Origin of the sequence: Streptomyces typhae (genome assembly GCF_009755605.1) — a bacterium.
Classification (GTDB): Bacteria; Actinomycetota; Actinomycetes; order Streptomycetales; family Streptomycetaceae; genus Streptomyces; species Streptomyces typhae.
In genome coordinates this window covers 260,751-277,104 of sequence record NZ_WPNZ01000008.1, presented here as the reverse complement: position 1 = coordinate 277,104, position 16,354 = coordinate 260,751, and the positions used below count along the sequence as shown (strand labels likewise).

At 72.5% G+C, this 16,354-nt stretch carries 13 protein-coding genes; 5 read left to right on the top strand and 8 right to left on the bottom strand.

The window, feature by feature from the left end; translation table 11 throughout:
- The 3 genes from pgsB to GPA10_RS16860 are packed head-to-tail and all read left to right on the top strand — an operon-like array spanning nucleotide 1 to nucleotide 3,361.
- On the top strand, nucleotides 1-1,797 hold the full coding sequence (gene pgsB / locus GPA10_RS16870) for a poly-gamma-glutamate synthase PgsB (protein ID WP_343040982.1): 1,797 nt from the start codon (nucleotides 1-3) through the stop codon (nucleotides 1,795-1,797).
- A complete protein-coding gene (locus tag GPA10_RS16865) occupies nucleotides 1,794-2,276 on the top strand; it encodes a poly-gamma-glutamate biosynthesis protein PgsC/CapC (RefSeq protein WP_030574387.1) in 483 nt (160 codons plus the stop codon). Before pgsB ends, GPA10_RS16865 begins: the two co-directional genes overlap by 4 nt.
- A gap of 14 nt (nucleotides 2,277-2,290) precedes the next feature.
- Nucleotides 2,291-3,361, top strand: coding sequence for a C40 family peptidase (locus tag GPA10_RS16860; RefSeq protein WP_157166217.1), 1,071 nt, complete (start codon nucleotides 2,291-2,293; stop codon nucleotides 3,359-3,361).
- A 114-nt stretch (nucleotides 3,362-3,475) separates the two neighbouring features.
- Here the strand turns inward: GPA10_RS16860 and GPA10_RS16855 are convergent, their stop codons facing one another.
- A complete protein-coding gene (locus tag GPA10_RS16855) occupies nucleotides 3,476-3,847 on the bottom strand; it encodes a PIN domain-containing protein (protein ID WP_157166216.1) in 372 nt (123 codons plus the stop codon).
- Nucleotides 3,848-3,970: 123 nt separating this feature from the next.
- Between GPA10_RS16855 and GPA10_RS16850 the strand changes: the two genes are divergently transcribed.
- The gene (locus tag GPA10_RS16850) at nucleotides 3,971-5,005 is read left to right on the top strand and encodes a PLL family lectin (RefSeq protein WP_343041002.1); all 1,035 of its coding nucleotides are present in this window, start codon (nucleotides 3,971-3,973) and stop codon (nucleotides 5,003-5,005) included.
- Between the two features lie 66 nt (nucleotides 5,006-5,071).
- Here GPA10_RS16850 and GPA10_RS16845 read toward each other — a convergent pair whose 3' ends face one another.
- The 5 genes from GPA10_RS16845 to GPA10_RS16825 all read right to left on the bottom strand — a co-directional run bounded on the left by GPA10_RS16845 (nucleotide 5,072) and on the right by GPA10_RS16825 (nucleotide 11,703).
- Complete coding sequence (locus tag GPA10_RS16845; protein ID WP_343040980.1) at nucleotides 5,072-7,201, bottom strand: 3-hydroxyacyl-CoA dehydrogenase NAD-binding domain-containing protein; 2,130 nt, start codon at nucleotides 7,199-7,201, stop codon at nucleotides 5,072-5,074.
- Complete coding sequence (locus tag GPA10_RS16840; RefSeq protein ID WP_343040979.1) at nucleotides 7,198-8,424, bottom strand: acetyl-CoA C-acyltransferase; 1,227 nt, start codon at nucleotides 8,422-8,424, stop codon at nucleotides 7,198-7,200. Before GPA10_RS16840 ends, GPA10_RS16845 begins: the two co-directional genes overlap by 4 nt.
- Nucleotides 8,425-8,643: 219 nt before the next feature.
- Nucleotides 8,644-9,939, bottom strand: coding sequence for an HRDC domain-containing protein (locus tag GPA10_RS16835; RefSeq protein WP_343040978.1), 1,296 nt, complete (start codon nucleotides 9,937-9,939; stop codon nucleotides 8,644-8,646).
- Between the two features lie 78 nt (nucleotides 9,940-10,017).
- Entirely contained in the window at nucleotides 10,018-10,680 is a 663-nt protein-coding gene (locus tag GPA10_RS16830) for a response regulator transcription factor (protein ID WP_016643199.1), read from the bottom strand.
- A 366-nt stretch (nucleotides 10,681-11,046) separates the two neighbouring features.
- On the bottom strand, nucleotides 11,047-11,703 hold the full coding sequence (locus GPA10_RS16825) for a DUF3000 domain-containing protein (RefSeq protein ID WP_157166214.1): 657 nt from the start codon (nucleotides 11,701-11,703) through the stop codon (nucleotides 11,047-11,049).
- 602 nt (nucleotides 11,704-12,305) lie between these two features.
- Here GPA10_RS16825 and hemE point away from each other — a divergent pair.
- A complete protein-coding gene (gene hemE / locus GPA10_RS16820; protein WP_343040977.1) occupies nucleotides 12,306-13,373 on the top strand; it encodes a uroporphyrinogen decarboxylase in 1,068 nt (355 codons plus the stop codon).
- A gap of 6 nt (nucleotides 13,374-13,379) precedes the next feature.
- Here the strand turns inward: hemE and GPA10_RS16815 are convergent, their stop codons facing one another.
- A complete protein-coding gene (locus tag GPA10_RS16815; protein ID WP_343041001.1) occupies nucleotides 13,380-14,306 on the bottom strand; it encodes an NAD-dependent epimerase/dehydratase family protein in 927 nt (308 codons plus the stop codon).
- A gap of 634 nt (nucleotides 14,307-14,940) precedes the next feature.
- Nucleotides 14,941-16,329 (bottom strand): FAD-dependent oxidoreductase, encoded by a 1,389-nt coding sequence (locus GPA10_RS16810; protein ID WP_157166211.1) that lies wholly within the window; start codon nucleotides 16,327-16,329, stop codon nucleotides 14,941-14,943.
- Nucleotides 16,330-16,354 lie beyond the last annotated feature (25 nt).

The window sequence follows — 16,354 nt, the reverse complement described above, 5'->3', positions numbered from 1 at the left end:
GTGCTCTTCCTCTTCACCGTCCTGGTGGTGTGCTGTGCCGTCCTGCTGGCCGCGGGAGTGATCGAGCAGCGGCGGCACTTCACCAACCTGGAACACATACCGTCGCGGGTGCTGGTCAACGGCATCCGCGGCAAGAGCTCCATCACCCGGCTCTGCGCCGGGGCCCTGCGCGGCGGCGACCTGACCACGGTCGCCAAGACCACCGGCACCGCCGCCCGCTTCATCCACCCCGACGCCACCGAGGAGCCGGTCTACCGCAAGTTCGGCATCGCCAACGTCGTCGAGCAGATCGGCATCGTCCGGCGCGCCGCCGCGTACAACCCGGACGCCCTGGTCATCGAGTGCATGGCGGTCATGCCCGCGCTCCAGGAGATCAACCAGTCCAAGCTGATCCGCTCCACCATCGGCGTGCTCTGCAACGTCCGTGAGGACCACCTCGCCGAGATGGGCCCCACCCTGGACGACGTGGCGCGCTCGCTGTCCCGCTCCATGCCGGAGAACGGCATCTGCGTGACGGCTGAGAAGGACCGCTTCGACATCCTCAAGGAGGAGGCGGACTCCCGCAGCTGCGAGCTGATCTACGCGGACCCCGAGACGGTCTCCGACGAGGAGCTGCGCGGCTTCAGCTGGTTCACCTTCAAGGAGAACGTGGCGATCGCCCTGAAGGTCGCCGAGCTCCTCGGCGTGGGGCGCGACGTCGCCCTCCAGGGCATGTACGACGCGCCGCCGGACCCCGGTGTGCTCTCCGTCGAGCGGTATGTCACCGAGGAGGGCAAGAAGCTCCGCTTCGCCAACGTCTTCGCGGCCAACGACCCCGAGTCGACGCTGATGAACATCAACCAGCTCCTCGACCTCGGCGCCATCAACCGGCCGCTGAACGTGGTCATCAACTGCCGCCCCGACCGTGTCGAGCGCAACGGCCAGATGGGCGAGATCATCCCGGACCTCAAGCCGGACAAGGTCTTCGTCATCGGCCACCCCGCCAAGTCCGCCATCGACGCCATCCCCTCCGAGTGGCGCTCGCGCGCCGTGGACCTCGGCGGCGACAAGCGCGACCCGGAGGAGTTCATGGGCCAGCTGCTCGGCCAGCTCGGCGCCGACTCCTCCCTCGTGGCCATCGGCAACATCCACGGCCAGGGCGAGCTGCTCCTGGAGCACCTCGCGGAGCTGCCGCCCGACGAGAGCGAGGACCCGGCGTCCCCGGACGCCCCGGCCGCCGAATCGGCGGGCGAGACGACCGGCAGCCACCATCTGTACGAGCCGCACCTCGACCCGTACCAGCACTACCCGGAGGCGTACGAGAGCCGGTACAACACGGCGTCGCACCAGATCCCGGCGCAGTACGCCCACACCCACGCCGCACAGGACCCGTACGCGGCGCAGGGCTCCTACCAGGACGCGTACCAGGGCCAGCACCACCAGGACCAGCACCAGCACCACGGTCAGGGTCAGGGGCAGTACGCGGCCCACGACCCGTACGCGGGGCAGGGAGCCCAGGCTCCGTACGACAACCACGGTGGCTACGGCAACCAGGGGTCGTACGACTCGTATGCCCAGCACGGCCAGCACGGCCAGCACGGCCAGCACACCCAGCACGACCCGTACGCACAGCACCAGGCGTATCAGGCACCGCACGAGACGCAACCACAGGCACACCAGGACTCGTCTGCACAGTCGGGCCGGTCCGCACAGCAGCAACCTCCCGCACCGCGCGGCCTGTTCGAGCCGCGAGTCCAGCCCGCCCCGCCCGCCGCGGATGAAACCCAGCAGTGGCACAGCCCAGGAGAGCAGCGTTGATCCCGTCCGTCCTCACCCCCGAGATCGCCGCGGTCGGCATCGCGCTCGGGCTGCTGTTCTCGCTCGTCTGCTATCTGACGACGAACCTCTCGCCCGGCGGCATGATCACGCCGGGCTGGCTGGCGCTGACCCTGGTCGAGGACCTCCAGCGTGCCGCCATGGTGGTCGGCGTCACCGTCCTGACCTACGTCTGCGTGCTGCTGATGCAGCGCTTCGTGATCCTCTACGGCAAGCGCCTGTTCGCCGCCGTCGTGCTGACCGGTGTGGTGCTCCAGGCCACCGTGATGATCGTCCTGTCGATCGAGTTCCCGCTCATGTACAGCAACCAGACCCTCGGCTTCATCGTGCCGGGCCTGATCGCCTACCAGCTGGTGCGCCAGCCCAAGGGCCCCACCCTGCTCGCCACGGGCTCGGTGACCCTCATGGCCTATGTCGTCCTCACGGCCGGGATCCTCCTCGGCTTCATGCCGTCCGCCTGACTCCGGAGCCACTCATGCCGCTCAAGAAGAAGCGCCCCGCACTCCACGCCGTCACCGTTCTCGCCCTGCTCGCGGGCAGCACCTACCTGACCGTCGAACTGCGCAAGGACGAGCAGGACAAGACGCCCACCGTGCAGGCCGTCACCGACACGCCCGACCTCACCAACGGCACCGGGCAGGCCGACGGGAAGCAGAAGTGGGAGCGGCTGCGCAACCCCGACCGCTCCGTCCTGCGCACCGAGGGCGGCAAGGTGATCGCCACCTTCACCGACGGTGCCCGCACGGCGACGCTGTCCGGTCCGAGCCGTACCTTCGCCGAGCCCACCAACACCAAGTCCAAGGTCGTCACGGACAACTGGGTGCGGCTCATGCCGGAGAACTGGCGCCAGGGAGCCGAGAAGGAGAAGTGGTTCAAGGACTGGTTCAAGCAGTACGCCGGCAGCGAGGAGGACGACATCTTCGCCTTCGCGTTCCAGTACGTGGAGGGCGCGCCGGTCAAGAAGGACGACGAGGGCATCGCCTACGCCGGTGACGCCAGCTTCGGGCCGCTGAACCCCAACGGCAGCGAGGGCAACGACCTGCGCGAGGAGGAGTCCGACTTCTTCGACTACCTCGGCATCCCGTACACCTTCCGCGACGGCACCACGATCCAGCCCGAGGCCAAGCGGGCGCGCGCCATCGACTGCTCCGGCTTCGTGCGGACCGTGTTCGGCTACCGCGCCCGGTTCCCGCTGATGGCCAACGACCTCTCGGGTGACGGGCTGCCCCGCACCGCCAACGGCATGGCCCGTGGCAAGGTCGGCGCGCCGGTCATCCCCCTCAAGGGCGTCACGCCTGCGGACCGGCCGAAGACCATCGACGTCGTCCAGCCCGGCGACCTGGTCTTCTTCAAGCTCGACGCGCGCACCAAGCAGCGGCTCGACCACGTGGGGATCTTCCTCGGCCACGACGGCGAGGGGCACAAGATCTTCATCTCCAGCCGCGAGGAGGTCGACGGTCCGACCATCGGCGACAAGAGCGGTACGTCCCGTCTGGACGGGAACGGGTACTACGCGTCCGCTCTGCGCAGCGCCAAGCGGCTCTGACCCTGCCGGGTGGGTGCCCGCCGCGGCGGACACCCACCCCCCTGTGGGCAACCGGGCCGCCAGAAGCGGCACGGGTGGGCACAGGGCACGGCCGCCGGTCCCCGGGCCGTGGGGTCAGCCCCGTACCGCCCGGGGGCCCACGCACTCGGCGCCCAGCGCCCCCACCCGCCGCCGGAGTTCACGGTCCGCCGTGGCGACCACGCAGGGTCCGGGGACCCCGGCGACGAGTTCCACGATGCGGTCGTCCCCGCTCGCGGGCGCGGAGTCCACCCGTACCCCCTCGACGGAGTCGACCCCGCGCGCCTGCCCCTCCACGACGAGCACGACGTCGAGCGGCCCGGGAAGCTCCGGCGGCAGCCCGAGCGAGGCGAGCGGAACGAGCCGGTCCCGCAGCCGCTCCGCCGCCCCCCGCCGGTCCCGCCACCACCCGTCGGGCACGGAACCCACCACATTGGCGCCGTCCACGACAAGGGTCACAGTCTCCATGTGGCCAAGCCTCGCACGCCCGGGTGCACCCACCCCCACCACGCCCATTAGAGTTGCAGTGACCTGACCTCACTGGCCCCGCCCCCGGAACGCCGCATGCCCCCAGCCCTCCCCCCACCGACCGTGAACGGCGACTGGCTCATACGCGCACGCGACGGCAGGCTCGCCGTGTACGCGTGCGAGAACGACGCCGTGGTCTGCCGCACCCAGCGGCGGCCCGGCGGGCCCTGGACGGCCCCCCGCCCCGTCGGCGGCGACCAGCGCGTGCACCCCGTCCTCGCCGTGGGCCAGGGCACCGACGCCTACGTCCACCTCGTGTCGTGGCGCCCCACCGTCCCCGGCGAGTCCGGCCTCGTGCACTCCACGCACTTCCAGCCGCACCTCACCGCCCTCGACTGGAACCCGCTCGGCCACCCGAACAAGAAGGGCGAGAGCACCGGCGTGCCCGCCGTGACCGTCGACGCCCAGGGCCGCGCCCACGTCTTCGTCCCCAACCGCGGCGGCGGCCTCAGCATGCGCGGCCAGAAGGAGAAGGGCGGCTGGGGGCCGTGGCGCGACCTCAAGGGCAAGGGCGTGGAGGGCCCCGTCACCGCGGTCACGGGGGAGTCCGGCCTCGTCACGGCGTACGCGGCCACCCCCGACGGCATCCTGCGCTGGCGCCAGGCCTCGCCCGGCGCGATCCCCGCCCTGGACGGCGACCCGCTCGCGGTCCGCGCCCGCCCCGGCACCCTGCGCGCCCTCGCCACGTCCGCCGAACACACCACCCTCTACTTCACGGACGAGAGCGGCCGGCTGTGCGCGTGGCGCGGACCCGCCGCCGACGGACCCGTCCGCCTCCTGACGGCGGCAGGGCCCGGCCCGGTGTCCGCGCTGCGCTGCGAACTCGACGGCCACGACTGCACCTTGCTGGCCCAGCGCGCCGAGAGCGGCCGCGTCGCCTTCGCCGCGTATCCGACCGAACTGGAGTCGGCCGGAGCCTGGTGGACCGAGTCGGGCCCCGCCCTGCCGATCGACGCACGGGTCTCGCTCGCGAGCGACCCGGCGGGCCGGGTGGTCGCGGCGACCTTCGTCCCCGGCACCGGCGCCCTGCGCCTCACCCACCGCAAGGACGAACCCGGCCTCGCCCTCAGGCCCTGGGAACAGGCCGCCACCGTCTGAGTACGCGAAGGTGCCCGGTACGTCGTCGCGTACGACGTACCGGGCACCCCACGCTCATACGACCGCCTACGCGGGCACGCTCGCCACACCCTGCTCCAGGAACCGCTTGCCGTTGACGCGCTCGCTGACGCCCTCACGGTCCAGGTACGGCGTGACACCGCCCAGGTGGAAGGGCCAGCCCGCACCGGTGATCAGGCACAGGTCGATGTCCTGCGCCTCGGCGACGACACCTTCCTCCAGCATGAGCCCGATCTCCTGGGCGACCGCGTCGAGCACGCGGGCCCGCACCTGCTCCTCGGTCAGGACGGAGTCGCCCTGCTTCAGGAGCGCGGCGACCTCCGGGTCGAGCTCCGGCTTGCCGGAGTCGTACACGTAGAAGCCGCGCTTGCCCGCCTCGACGACGGCCTTCAGGTTCGGGGAGACCGTGAAGCGGTCCGGGAAGGACCGGTTGAGGGTCTCCGAGACGTGCAGGCCGATGGCCGGTCCGACCAGTTCGAGCAGGACCAGGGGCGACATCGGCAGGCCGAGCGGCTCGACGGCCTTCTCAGCCACCGGCACCGGGGTGCCCTCGTCGATGACGTTCTGGATCTCGCCCATGAAGCGGGTGAGGACGCGGTTCACGACGAACGCCGGGGCGTCCTTCACCAGGACCGCGGTCTTCTTCAGCTTCTTGGCGACACCGAAGGCCGTGGCCAGCGAGGCGTCGTCGGTCTGCTCGCCGCGCACGATCTCCAGGAGGGGCAGGATCGCGACCGGGTTGAAGAAGTGGAAGCCGACGACCCGCTCGGGGTGGGCCAGCTTCGATGCCATCTCCGTGACGGAGAGGGACGAGGTGTTCGTGGCGAAGATCGCGTGCGCCGGGGCGACCGCCTCCACCTCCGCGAACACCTGCTGCTTGACGCCGATCTCCTCGAAGACCGCCTCGATGACGAAGTCCGCGTCGGAGAAGCCCTCCGCCTTGTCCAGGACACCGGAGACCAGCGCCTTCAGACGGTTGGCCTTGTCCTGGTTGACGCGGCCCTTGAGGAGCAGCTTGTCGATCTCCTCGTGGACGTAGCCCACGCCCTTGTCGACACGCTCCTGGTCGATGTCGGTCAGGACGACCGGCACCTCCAGGCGGCGCAGGAAGAGGAGCGCGAGCTGCGAGGCCATCAGACCGGCACCCACGACGCCGACCTTGGTGACCGGCCGCGCCAGGTTCTTGTCCGGGGCGCCCGCGGGGCGCTTGGCCCGCTTCTGCACGAGGTTGAAGGCGTAGATGCCGCTGCGCAGTTCACCGCTCATGATGAGGTCGGCGAGCGCGGTGTCCTCCGCGTCGAAGCCCTTCTGGAGGTCGCCGTCCTTCGCGGCAGCGACGATCTCCAGGGCGCGGTACGCGGCCGGGGCGGCGCCGTGCACCTTGGAGTCCGCTACGGCCCGGCCGCGGGCGACCGCCGCGTCCCAGGCCTCGCCGCGGTCGACCTCGGGCCGCTCGACCTCGACGTCGCCCTTCAGGACGGACGCCGTCCACACCAGCGACTGCTCCAGGAAGTCCGCGCCCTCGAACAGCGCGTCGGCGATGCCGAGCTCGAAGACCTGCTTGCCCTTGAGCTGCTTGTTCTGGTTCAGCGAGTTCTCGATGATGACCGAAACCGCACGGTCCGCGCCGATCAGGTTCGGCAGCAGCGTGCAGCCGCCCCAGCCCGGGACGAGGCCGAGGAAGACCTCGGGGAGAGAGAAGGCCGGGAGGGCCTTCGACACGGTCCGGTACGTGCAGTGCAGGCCGACCTCGACGCCACCGCCCATGGCGGCGCCGTTGTAGTACGCGAACGTCGGCACAGCCAGGCCCGCGAGGCGCTTGAAGACGTCGTGGCCGCTCTTGCCGATGGCCAGCGCGTCCTCGTGGCGCTTGAGGATCTCGACGCCCTTGAGGTCGGCGCCGACGGCGAAGATGAACGGCTTGCCGGTGATGCCGACACCGACGATCGTGCCCTCGGCCGCCTCCTTCTCGACCTGGTCGAGAGCGGCGTTCAGGTTCGCGAGCGAGCCCGGCCCGAAGGTCGTCGGCTTCGTGTGGTCGAAGCCGTTGTCCAGGGTGATCAGGGCGAAGCGTCCCGCGCCCGCGGGGAGGTCCAGGTGGCGTACGTGCGCCTGCGTGACGACCTCGTCGGGGAACAGCTGGGCCGCACCCTTCAACAGCTCGGTGGTGGTGCTCACTTGTCGCCTCCGGCGTCCTTGTGGTGCGGGTTCTCCCAGATGACCGTGGCGCCCATGCCGAAGCCGACGCACATCGTGGTCAGGCCGTAGCGGACCTCGGGCTGCTCCTCGAACTGCCGCGCGAGCTGCGTCATCAGGCGGACACCGGAGGAGGCGAGGGGGTGGCCGAAGGCGATGGCGCCGCCGTACTGGTTGACGCGGGCGTCGTCGTCGGCGATGCCGTAGTGCTCCAGGAAGGCGAGGACCTGTACGGCGAAGGCCTCGTTGATCTCGAACAGACCGATGTCGGAGATGGAGAGACCGGCCTGGGCCAGGGCCTTCTCCGTGGCCGGGATGGGGCCGTAGCCCATGACCTCCGGCTCGACCCCGGCGAAGGAGTAGGAGACCAGGCGCATCCTGACGGGCAGGCCGTGCTCGCGGGCGAAGTCCTCGGACGCGATGATCGAGGCGGTGGCGCCGTCGTTGAGACCGGCGGCGTTGCCCGCGGTGACGCGGCCGTGGGTACGGAACGGCGTCTTCAGACCCGCGAGGTTCTCCAGGGTGGTGCCGGGCCGCATGGGCTCGTCCTGGGTGGCGAGGCCCCAGCCCGTCTCTCCCGCCTCGTCGCTGGTACGGCGTACGGAGATCGGCACCAGGTCCTGCTGGATCTTGCCGTTGGCGTACGCCTTGGCGGCCTTCTCCTGCGAGCGCACCGCGTACTCGTCGGCGCGCCGCTTGGTGATGGAGGGGTAGCGGTCGTGCAGGTTCTCCGCCGTCATGCCCATGAACAGGGCGGACTCGTCGACCAGCTTCTCGCTCACGAAGCGGGGGTTGGGGTCGACGCCCTCACCCATGGGGTGGCGGCCCATGTGCTCGACACCGCCGGCGATCACGGCGTCGTACGCGCCGAAGGCGATGGACCCCGCCGTGGTGGTGACGGCCGTCAGGGCGCCCGCGCACATGCGGTCCACCGAGTAGCCCGGCACGGACTGCGGGAGTCCGGCGAGGATGCCGGCCGTGCGGCCGATGGTGAGCCCCTGGTCGCCGATCTGCGTGGTCGCGGCCACCGCGACCTCGTCGATCTTCGCGGGGTCCAGGGCCGGGTTGCGGCGAAGGAGCTCCCGGATCGCCTTGACGATCATGTCGTCGGCGCGGGTCTCGTGGTAGATGCCCTTGGGGCCCGCCTTGCCGAACGGGGTGCGGACGCCGTCGACGAAGACGACGTCCCTGACGGTACGAGGCACGATGGCTCTCCTCCAGGGTGCGGTGCGCCTGCGGCGCGCTTCCTCGGCCCATGCTACTTGTCGGTAACTATGAGGCCAAGGGTCCCCCGGGAGAGGCGCACGTCACACGTCCGCGCGCCCCTCGACGACGGCGTGCGGACGGTATGAGGACGGCGGGACGACGGCGCCCCCGGTGGTCGCGCGGGTCACCGGGGGCGCGGGCGCACTCGGGCCGCCCGCCTACGGGGCCGGAGTCGTGAGGGCCCTGGCGAGGACCGGGGTCACCTGGGTGATCTGCCACGGGCGGGCGCCGTGGGCGGCGAGCGCGCCGGCGACGGAGTCGGCGGAGAGGTCGCCCGGGGGCTCCCAGCAGACGCGCCGGACCGTGTCCGGCGTGATCAGGTTCTCCTGCGGCATGCCGAGCTGCTCGGCGAGCGCCGACACCGCCGCCCGCGCGGCGGAGAGCCGGGCCGCGGCGGCCGGGTCCCGGTCGGCCCACGAGCGCGGCGGCGGCGGGCCCGCCACGGCCTGTCCTGGCTGCGGCAGCTCCGCGTCCGGCAGCGCCTTCGCGCGCTCGACCGCGGCCTGCCACTGCTCCAGCTGACGCCGCCCCATCCGGTGCCCGAAGCCGGGCAGCGCGGTGAGCGCGTGCACGTTCGGGGGCAGGGACAGGGCGGCCTCCACGATCGCCCCGTCGCTGAGCACCTTGCCGGGGGAGACGTCCCGCCGCTGGGCGATCCGGTCCCGGGCCGTCCACAGCTCCCGCACCACGGCGAGCTGCCGCCGTCGCCGCACCTTGTGCATGCCGGACGTGCGCCGCCAGGGGTCCTTGCGGGGCGGGGCGGGCGGCGCCGAGGCGATCGCGTCGAACTCCTCGCGGGCCCACTCCAGCTTCCCCTGCCGGTCCAGCTCCTTCTCCAGGGCGTCCCGCAGGTCGACGAGGAGCTCGACGTCGAGCGCGGCGTAGCGCAGCCAGGGCTCGGGGAGCGGGCGCGTGGACCAGTCGACCGCGGAGTGGCCCTTCTCCAGGACGTACCCGAGGACGCTCTCGACCATGGCGCCGAGGCCGACCCGCGGGAATCCGGCGAGCCGTCCGGCCAGCTCGGTGTCGAAGACGGCGGACGGCACCATGCCTATTTCCCGCAGGCACGGCAGGTCCTGGGTGGCCGCGTGCAGCACCCACTCGGCACCGGCGAGCGCCTCGCCGAGTCCGGAGAGGTCGGGGCAGGCGACGGGGTCGATCAGCGCGGAGCCGGCGCCCTCGCGGCGGAGCTGGACGAGATACGCGCGCTGTCCGTAGCGGTACCCGGAGGCCCGCTCGGCGTCCACGGCCACCGGTCCCGTACCGGCGGCAAATGCCGCGATGACCTGCGCGAGGGCATCGGGGTCCGCGACGACCGGCGGGATGCCATCACGCGGTTCGAGGAGAGGGGTCGGTGTCCCTTCGACGGAGACGCCTGTGACGCCTTCGTCCGGAGGAGCGCCTCCGGTGGTTCGCAGTGAGCTGTCTGCTGCGGTCTCTTGGGCGTCGGTCACCTGTCAAGGGTATCTGTGAACGCACGGCGCCCGTCGACGGAACGTTACGTCGACGGGCGGCGAGGGGGTGTAAATCAGTCAGTGGATGATGCCCGTGCGCAGGGCCACCGCGACCATTCCCGCGCGGTCGCCGGTGCCGAGCTTGCGGGCGATGCGGGCGAGATGGCTCTTTACGGTCAGTGCGGACAGGCCCATCGAGACGCCGATGGCCTTGTTGGACTGGCCCTCGGCGACGAGGCGGAGCACCTCCACCTCGCGCCCCGACAACTCGCGGTAGCCGCCCGGGTGGCTCGGGGTGCCCGGCGGGCGCCGGTGCATACGGGCGGCGGCGGAGCCGATGGGGGCGGCGCCGGGACGGGTGGGGAGCCCCACGTTGGTACGGGTGCCGGTGACGACGTAGCCCTTGACGCCGCCGGCGAGGGCGTTGCGCACGGCGCCGATGTCGTCGGCGGCGGAGAGCGCGAGCCCGTTGGGCCAGCCCGCCGCGCGGGTCTCGGACAGGAGGGTCAGGCCGGAGCCGTCGGGAAGGTGGACGTCCGCGACGCAGATGTCGCGGGGGTTGCCGATGCGGGGACGAGCCTCCGCGATCGACGAGGCCTCGATGACGTCACGTACACCGAGGGCCCACAGATGGCGGGTCACGGTGGAGCGGACGCGGGGGTCGGCCACGACGACCATGGCGGTCGGCTTGTTCGGGCGGTAGGCGACCAGGCTTGCGGGCTGCTCGAGAAGAACGGACACCAGGCCTCCTGGGGTGGCGGAACGCGGCCGGCGCGGGGATGAAGCCGGGACGAACCGTGCGTTTCAAGGTCACAAACCTCTTCGGCACCAAAGCCACCCGCCTTTAGGGAATGATCACGATTTGGTGAGTAACAATTCGGACGAGTCGGACATGTGATCGATCATTCGACGATCAAAACCTCTCACCAGGCGCATCTCCCCGCTCCTTGTGCGCCGTTCCCCCCGGCTGCGTCAACCCCGGGGGTCACCGCCGTGCCGCGCCCGCGCTGGGGCGCGGTCCGTATCGCCCTCTAGGGGGGCGCGGCTTGTACCACCCTCCGGGGGCGCAGCTTGTACCACCCTCAGGGGGCGTGGCCTGTGCGGCCTTCAGGTGGGGCGCGGGCCGCGCCGCTGCGGCAGCGAGACCACCGAGCCGTCGGCCGCCGCGGCCGGCGGCAGCCCGGCGATCTGGCACAGCAGATCGCACCACGCCACCAGGTGCGCCCCCGTGTCCGGCACCCCGCCCGCCGACTCGCGCGGCGTCCACGACGCGCGGATCTCGATCTGCGAGGCGGGCGGGCGCTCGGCGAGCCCGCCGAAGTAGTGCGAGCCCGCCCGCGTCACCGTCCCGCTCGGCTCCCCGCACGCGAGGCCCCGCGCGCCCAGCGCCCCGGTCAGCCAGGACCAGCACACCTCCGGCAGCAGCGGGTCCGCCGCCATCTCCGGCTCCAGCTCCGCCCGCACCAGGGTCACCAGACGGAACGTCCCCTTCCAGGCGTCGTGGCCCGCCGGGTCGTGCAGCAGCACGAGGCGTCCGTCCGCCAGGTCCTCGTCGCCCTCGACCACCGCCGCCTCCAGGGCGTACGCGTACGGGGCGAGCCGTTTCGGGGGCGGTGTCGGATCGATTTCGATCTGCGGCCGCAGCCGTGCCCCGCGCAGCGCCTCGACCGCAGCGCGAAACGGCGGCGGACCGGTGTCCGCCACCCCCTGTGCGCCGTCCATCTCGTCGGCGCCGTCCGACCGTTGTCCTTGAGCCGCAGCCATGCGGGGAAGGTTAAGGGGAACTGCGCCTCCGTGCAGGGAGGCGCCCCTTTCGGGGCGCGCTTCGCTCCTTCCTTGACCCTGTGGGGGTGGGTGTTTCGGGGTGTGTGGGGGGCGCGGTGGGGGGTTGTCGCGCTGCGCGCTCGTCCTCAAGCGCCGGACGGGCTGTCCACATTGCGCTGTGCGCTTGTCGTCGGGTGCCGGACGGGCTTCATGCTGCGCTGCGTGCTTGTCGTCGGGTGCCGGGCGGGCTGCGGTATTGCGCTGCGCGCTCGTCCTCAAGCGCCGGACGGGCTTCATGCTGCGCTGCGTGCTTGTCGTCGGGTGCCGGGCGGGCTGCGGTATTGCGCTGCGCGCTCGTCCTCAAGCGCCGGACGGGCTTCATGCTGCGCTGCGTGCTCGTCGTCGGGTGCCGGACGGGCTTCATGCTGCGCCGCGTGCTCGTCGTCCGGTGCCGGGCGGGGGCCGTATCGCGCCTCTCGGTCTTCTTCGGGGGGTGCTCAAGCCCCGCCGGGTGCGGGGCGGGCCTCTGTTCGTGCTTCGCGGGTCTTGCCGAGTGTCGGGGCCCGCGATCCGCGGGGGGCCGACCGTGCGAGACTTTGCGGGTGAGTGTCAATGACGAGGCCGTCGGCCAGCAGACCGCAGCGACGTACGACTCCGCCTTCCTGAAGGCGTGCAGGCGCGAGCCCGTGCCGCACACGCCGGTGTGGTTCATGCGGCAGGCAGGGCGCTCACTGCCCGAGTACCGCAAGGCCCGTGCGGGCACCGCCATGCTGGAGTCCTGCATGATGCCGGAGCTCGTCACGGAGATCACGCTGCAGCCGGTGCGTCGCCACCGCGTGGACGCCGCGATCTACTTCAGCGACATCGTCGTACCGCTCAAGGCCATCGGCATCGACCTCGACATCAAGCCGGGCGTCGGACCCGTCGTGGAGCAGCCGATCCGTTCCCGCGCGGACCTCGCGCGGCTGCGGGACCTGACCCCGGAGGACGTCCCGTACGTCACCGAAGCCATCGGGATGCTCACCCGTGAGCTGGGCGGGACGCCGCTCATCGGATTCGCGGGCGCCCCCTTCACCCTCGCGAGCTATCTCGTCGAGGGCGGTCCGAGCCGCAACCACGAGCACACCAAGGCCATGATGTACGGCGACCCGCAGCTGTGGGCCGACCTCGTGGACCGGCTCGCGGAGATCACCGGTGCCTTCCTGAAGGTGCAGATCGAGGCCGGCGCCAGCGCCGTGCAGCTGTTCGACTCCTGGGTCGGCGCGCTCGCGCCCGCCGACTACCGCCGCTCCGTGATGCCCGCCTCCCGCAAGGTCTTCGAAGCCGTCGCCGGGTACGGGGTGCCGCGCATCCACTTCGGCGTCGGTACGGGCGAACTGCTCGGGCTGCTCGGCGAGGCCGGTGCCGACGTGGTCGGCGTCGACTGGCGGGTGCCGCTCGACGAGGCCGCCCGCCGGGTCGGGCCCGGCAAGGCGCTCCAGGGCAACATCGACCCGGCCGTCCTCTTCGCCACGCGCGAGGCGATCGAGGCCAAGGCCGACGACGTGCTCGCCGCGGCCGCGGGCCTGGAGGGGCACATCTTCAACCTCGGCCACGGCGTGCTCCCCACCACCGACCCGGACGCGCTGACCCGGCTCGTGGAGTACGTCCACACGCGCACCGCTTCCTGAACCCCCTCAGGCGTCCTGGCGGGCGGGCGAGGGGGCCGGTGCGCCAGGGGCCGCCCCCCACAGCGCCGTCAACGACTCCGCCAGCGTGTACTCGGGGTGCCAGCGCAGTTCGCGGGCCGCGGCGGTGATGTCCGCGCACTGCCAGGGCACCGCCGCCGAGCGCCCCGAGCCGTTGAGGGACTCCTCCAGGCGGCCGCGGAACCCCGCCGTGCGGACCAGGCCGTGGGCCAGGTCGCGCACCGGGATCGCCCGGCCGCTGCCGACGTTGAGCACCGGCGGGAGCGGACCCGGGGCCGTCGCGGCCAGGGCCACCGCCCGCGCCACGTCGCGGACGTCGACGAAGTCGCGGTGGACCGACAGGTCGCCGACGCGGACCGTGCCGTGCGGCGTCTGCGCGGTGGCGTGCCGCAGCTCGGCGGCGAGCCGGCCGGGCAGGCCCGCGGTGGCCGCGCCCGCGCCGACCGGGTTGGTCACCCGCAGGACGACCGCGTCCAGGCCCGACGCCGTGACGGCGAGGGTCCCCGCGAGCTTGGTCGCGCCGTACGGGGCCGGCGGCCGTGCCGGGGCCTCCTCGGGTGTCCGCTCCCCACCCGGGCACGGCCCGTACTCGGCGGCCGAGCCGAGGTGGACCAGGCGCGCGCCGGGCGCGGCGGCCCGCACCGCCGCGCACAGGGCGGCCGGGCCGCGGGCGTTGACCTCCGCGAGGGTCAGGGCGCTGCCGCCGACCACCCCCGCGCAGTTGACGACCGCGTCCGGCGCGATCCCCGCGAGGACCTCCGCGAGGGCGTCCGGCCGGTCGGTGGCGAGGTCGCAGCGCACGTCGGAATCCGGGGCACGGCCGCCGGTGAGGACCTGCGCGCCCGGCAGGGCCCGCAGCCGCTCGGTGATGTGCCCGCCCAGGAAGCCGGTGGAGCCGAGGACGAGTATCCGCACGGGTGCGGCGAGTGGTGCCGAGGTCATCTGCGTCTCCGTGTGATCGGGCTGCGGGGCGCCGGGCGGGGGGCGGCACCGCCCCTTGCTCCCACCCGCCCCCCGGCGGGTGGGAGTCGTGGTCCCCTCCACGATCGGGCCGCGGCGTCGTCACCGGCGCCGTGACCGCCCCCCTACGTCCGGGCCCACACGTCGCGGTGTGTGTCCGGATCGCTCTGACGCGTCACATAGTGCGTCCAGGTTGTGGTGCCTGTGCTGATTCTGTGAAAAGTGGCGGAAAAGAGCTGGGACCTGCGAAGAGGTGTGTCATGCGGTGCGCGAGGGGAGGCGGATGCGCCCGGGTGGGGGTGGGTGGCGCGGGGGGCGCGGCGGCGTGGCCGCTCAACAGGGGTCGGCCTGCCTCGTCGACGTAGTGCGTGGCATATGCATGTATAGGGGGTGCGCCCGGCGTGTTCGGGTGGGGGAGGGGCTTCGGGTCTACGAAGGAAATCAGCCATGCCGTGTCACTGTCGCAGGGCCCGCCGGAACGCCGGAAAGCGCGTTCTGACCTGCGCGCCTGACGCGTACCGGCAGGGCCTGGCGCCGGGCGTATCAAGCCCCGCCCGGCGCCCCGCTCGCCCCCCGTGTCCCGCCGCCCCTACGCGGCGGAGCCCGCCCGTACCGCCGCAACCGCCTTGCGCGCGGCCACCAGGACCGGGTCCCACACGGGTGAGAACGGCGGCGCGTAGCCCAGGTCGAGGGCGGTCATCTGCTCCACCGTCATCCGGGCGGTGAGCGCGACCGCCGCCACGTCGACCCGCTTGCCCGCGCCCTCGCGGCCCACGATCTGGGTGCCGAGGAGGCGGCCCGTGCGCCGCTCGGCGAGCATCTTCACCGCCATCGAGGCCGCCCCGGGGAAGTAACCGGCGCGGCTCGTCGACTCGATGGTCACCGCCTCGTACTGAAGCCCCGCCGAGCGCGCGTCCTTCTCGCGCAGGCCCGTGCGGGCGATCTCCAGGTCGCACACCTTGCTCACGGCCGTGCCGACGACACCCGGGAACGTCGCGTAGCCCCCGCCCACGTTCGCGCCGATGACCTGCCCGTGCTTGTTGGCGTGGGTGCCGAGCGCGATGTGCCGCTCGCGGCCCCACACCAGGTCGAGCACCTCCACGCAGTCGCCGCCCGCCCAGATCGCGCCGTCCGCCACGGGACCCCGTACGCGCATCGACAGGTCCGTGAGCAGCCCGCCGTGGTCACCGAGCGGCAGCCCCGCGGCGCGGGCCAGCTCCGTCTCGGGCCGCACGCCCATGCCGAGCACCACCACGTCCGCGGGGAACTCGTCGTCCTCGGTGGCGACCGCGCGCGCCCGGCCGTCGTCGCCGGTGCGGACCGCGGTGACCTCGGCGTCGTTGACCATCGTGATGCCCATGCCGGTCATCGCCTCGTGCACCAGGCGGCCCATGTCCGGGTCGAGGGTGGCCATGGGCTCCGCGGACCGGTTGACGACCGTGACCTCGTAACCGCGCCGGAGCAGCGCCTCCGCCATCTCCACGCCGATGTAGCCGGCGCCGACCACCACCGCCCGGCGGCCCTCCGTGTCGCCGAGCGTGTCCAGGAGTGCCTGGCCGTCGTCGAGGGTCTGCACGCCGTGCACGCCCGGCGCGTCGATGCCCGGCAGGTCGGGCCGCAGCGGCCGGGCGCCGGTGGCGATCACGAGCTTGTCGTACGAGGTCCACTCCTCGGCGCCCGACGCGAGGTCCCGCGCGCGCACCCGGCGCTCCCGCGGGTCGATCTCCAGGACCTCGGTGCGCATCCGCAGGTCGATGTCGCGCTGCTGGTGCTCCTGCGGCGTCCGCGCGATCAGCGCGTCGCGCTCGTCGACGTCGCCTGCCACCCAGTAGGGGATGCCGCAGGCCGAGAACGAGGTGAAGTTCCCCCGCTCGAAGGCCACGATCTCCAGCTCCCGCGGGCCCTTGAGCCTGCGTGCCTGGGACGCGGCCGACATCCCGGCCGCGTCCCCTCCGATGATCACCAGTCGTTCGCTCATGCGCCCACGCTACGGGCCCCCGCAC

What these genes read in the sequence shown, in the direction of transcription:
- GPA10_RS16810 (WP_157166211.1), bottom strand. Translation starts at nt 16,329, where the DNA reads ATGAGCGAACGACTGGTGATCATCGGAGGGGACGCGGCCGGGATGTCG.
- GPA10_RS16860 (WP_157166217.1), top strand. Translation starts at nt 2,291, where the DNA reads ATGCCGCTCAAGAAGAAGCGCCCCGCACTCCACGCCGTCACCGTTCTC.
- GPA10_RS16855 (WP_157166216.1), bottom strand. Translation starts at nt 3,847, where the DNA reads ATGGAGACTGTGACCCTTGTCGTGGACGGCGCCAATGTGGTGGGTTCC.
- GPA10_RS16825 (WP_157166214.1), bottom strand. Translation starts at nt 11,703, where the DNA reads ATGGCTGCGGCTCAAGGACAACGGTCGGACGGCGCCGACGAGATGGAC.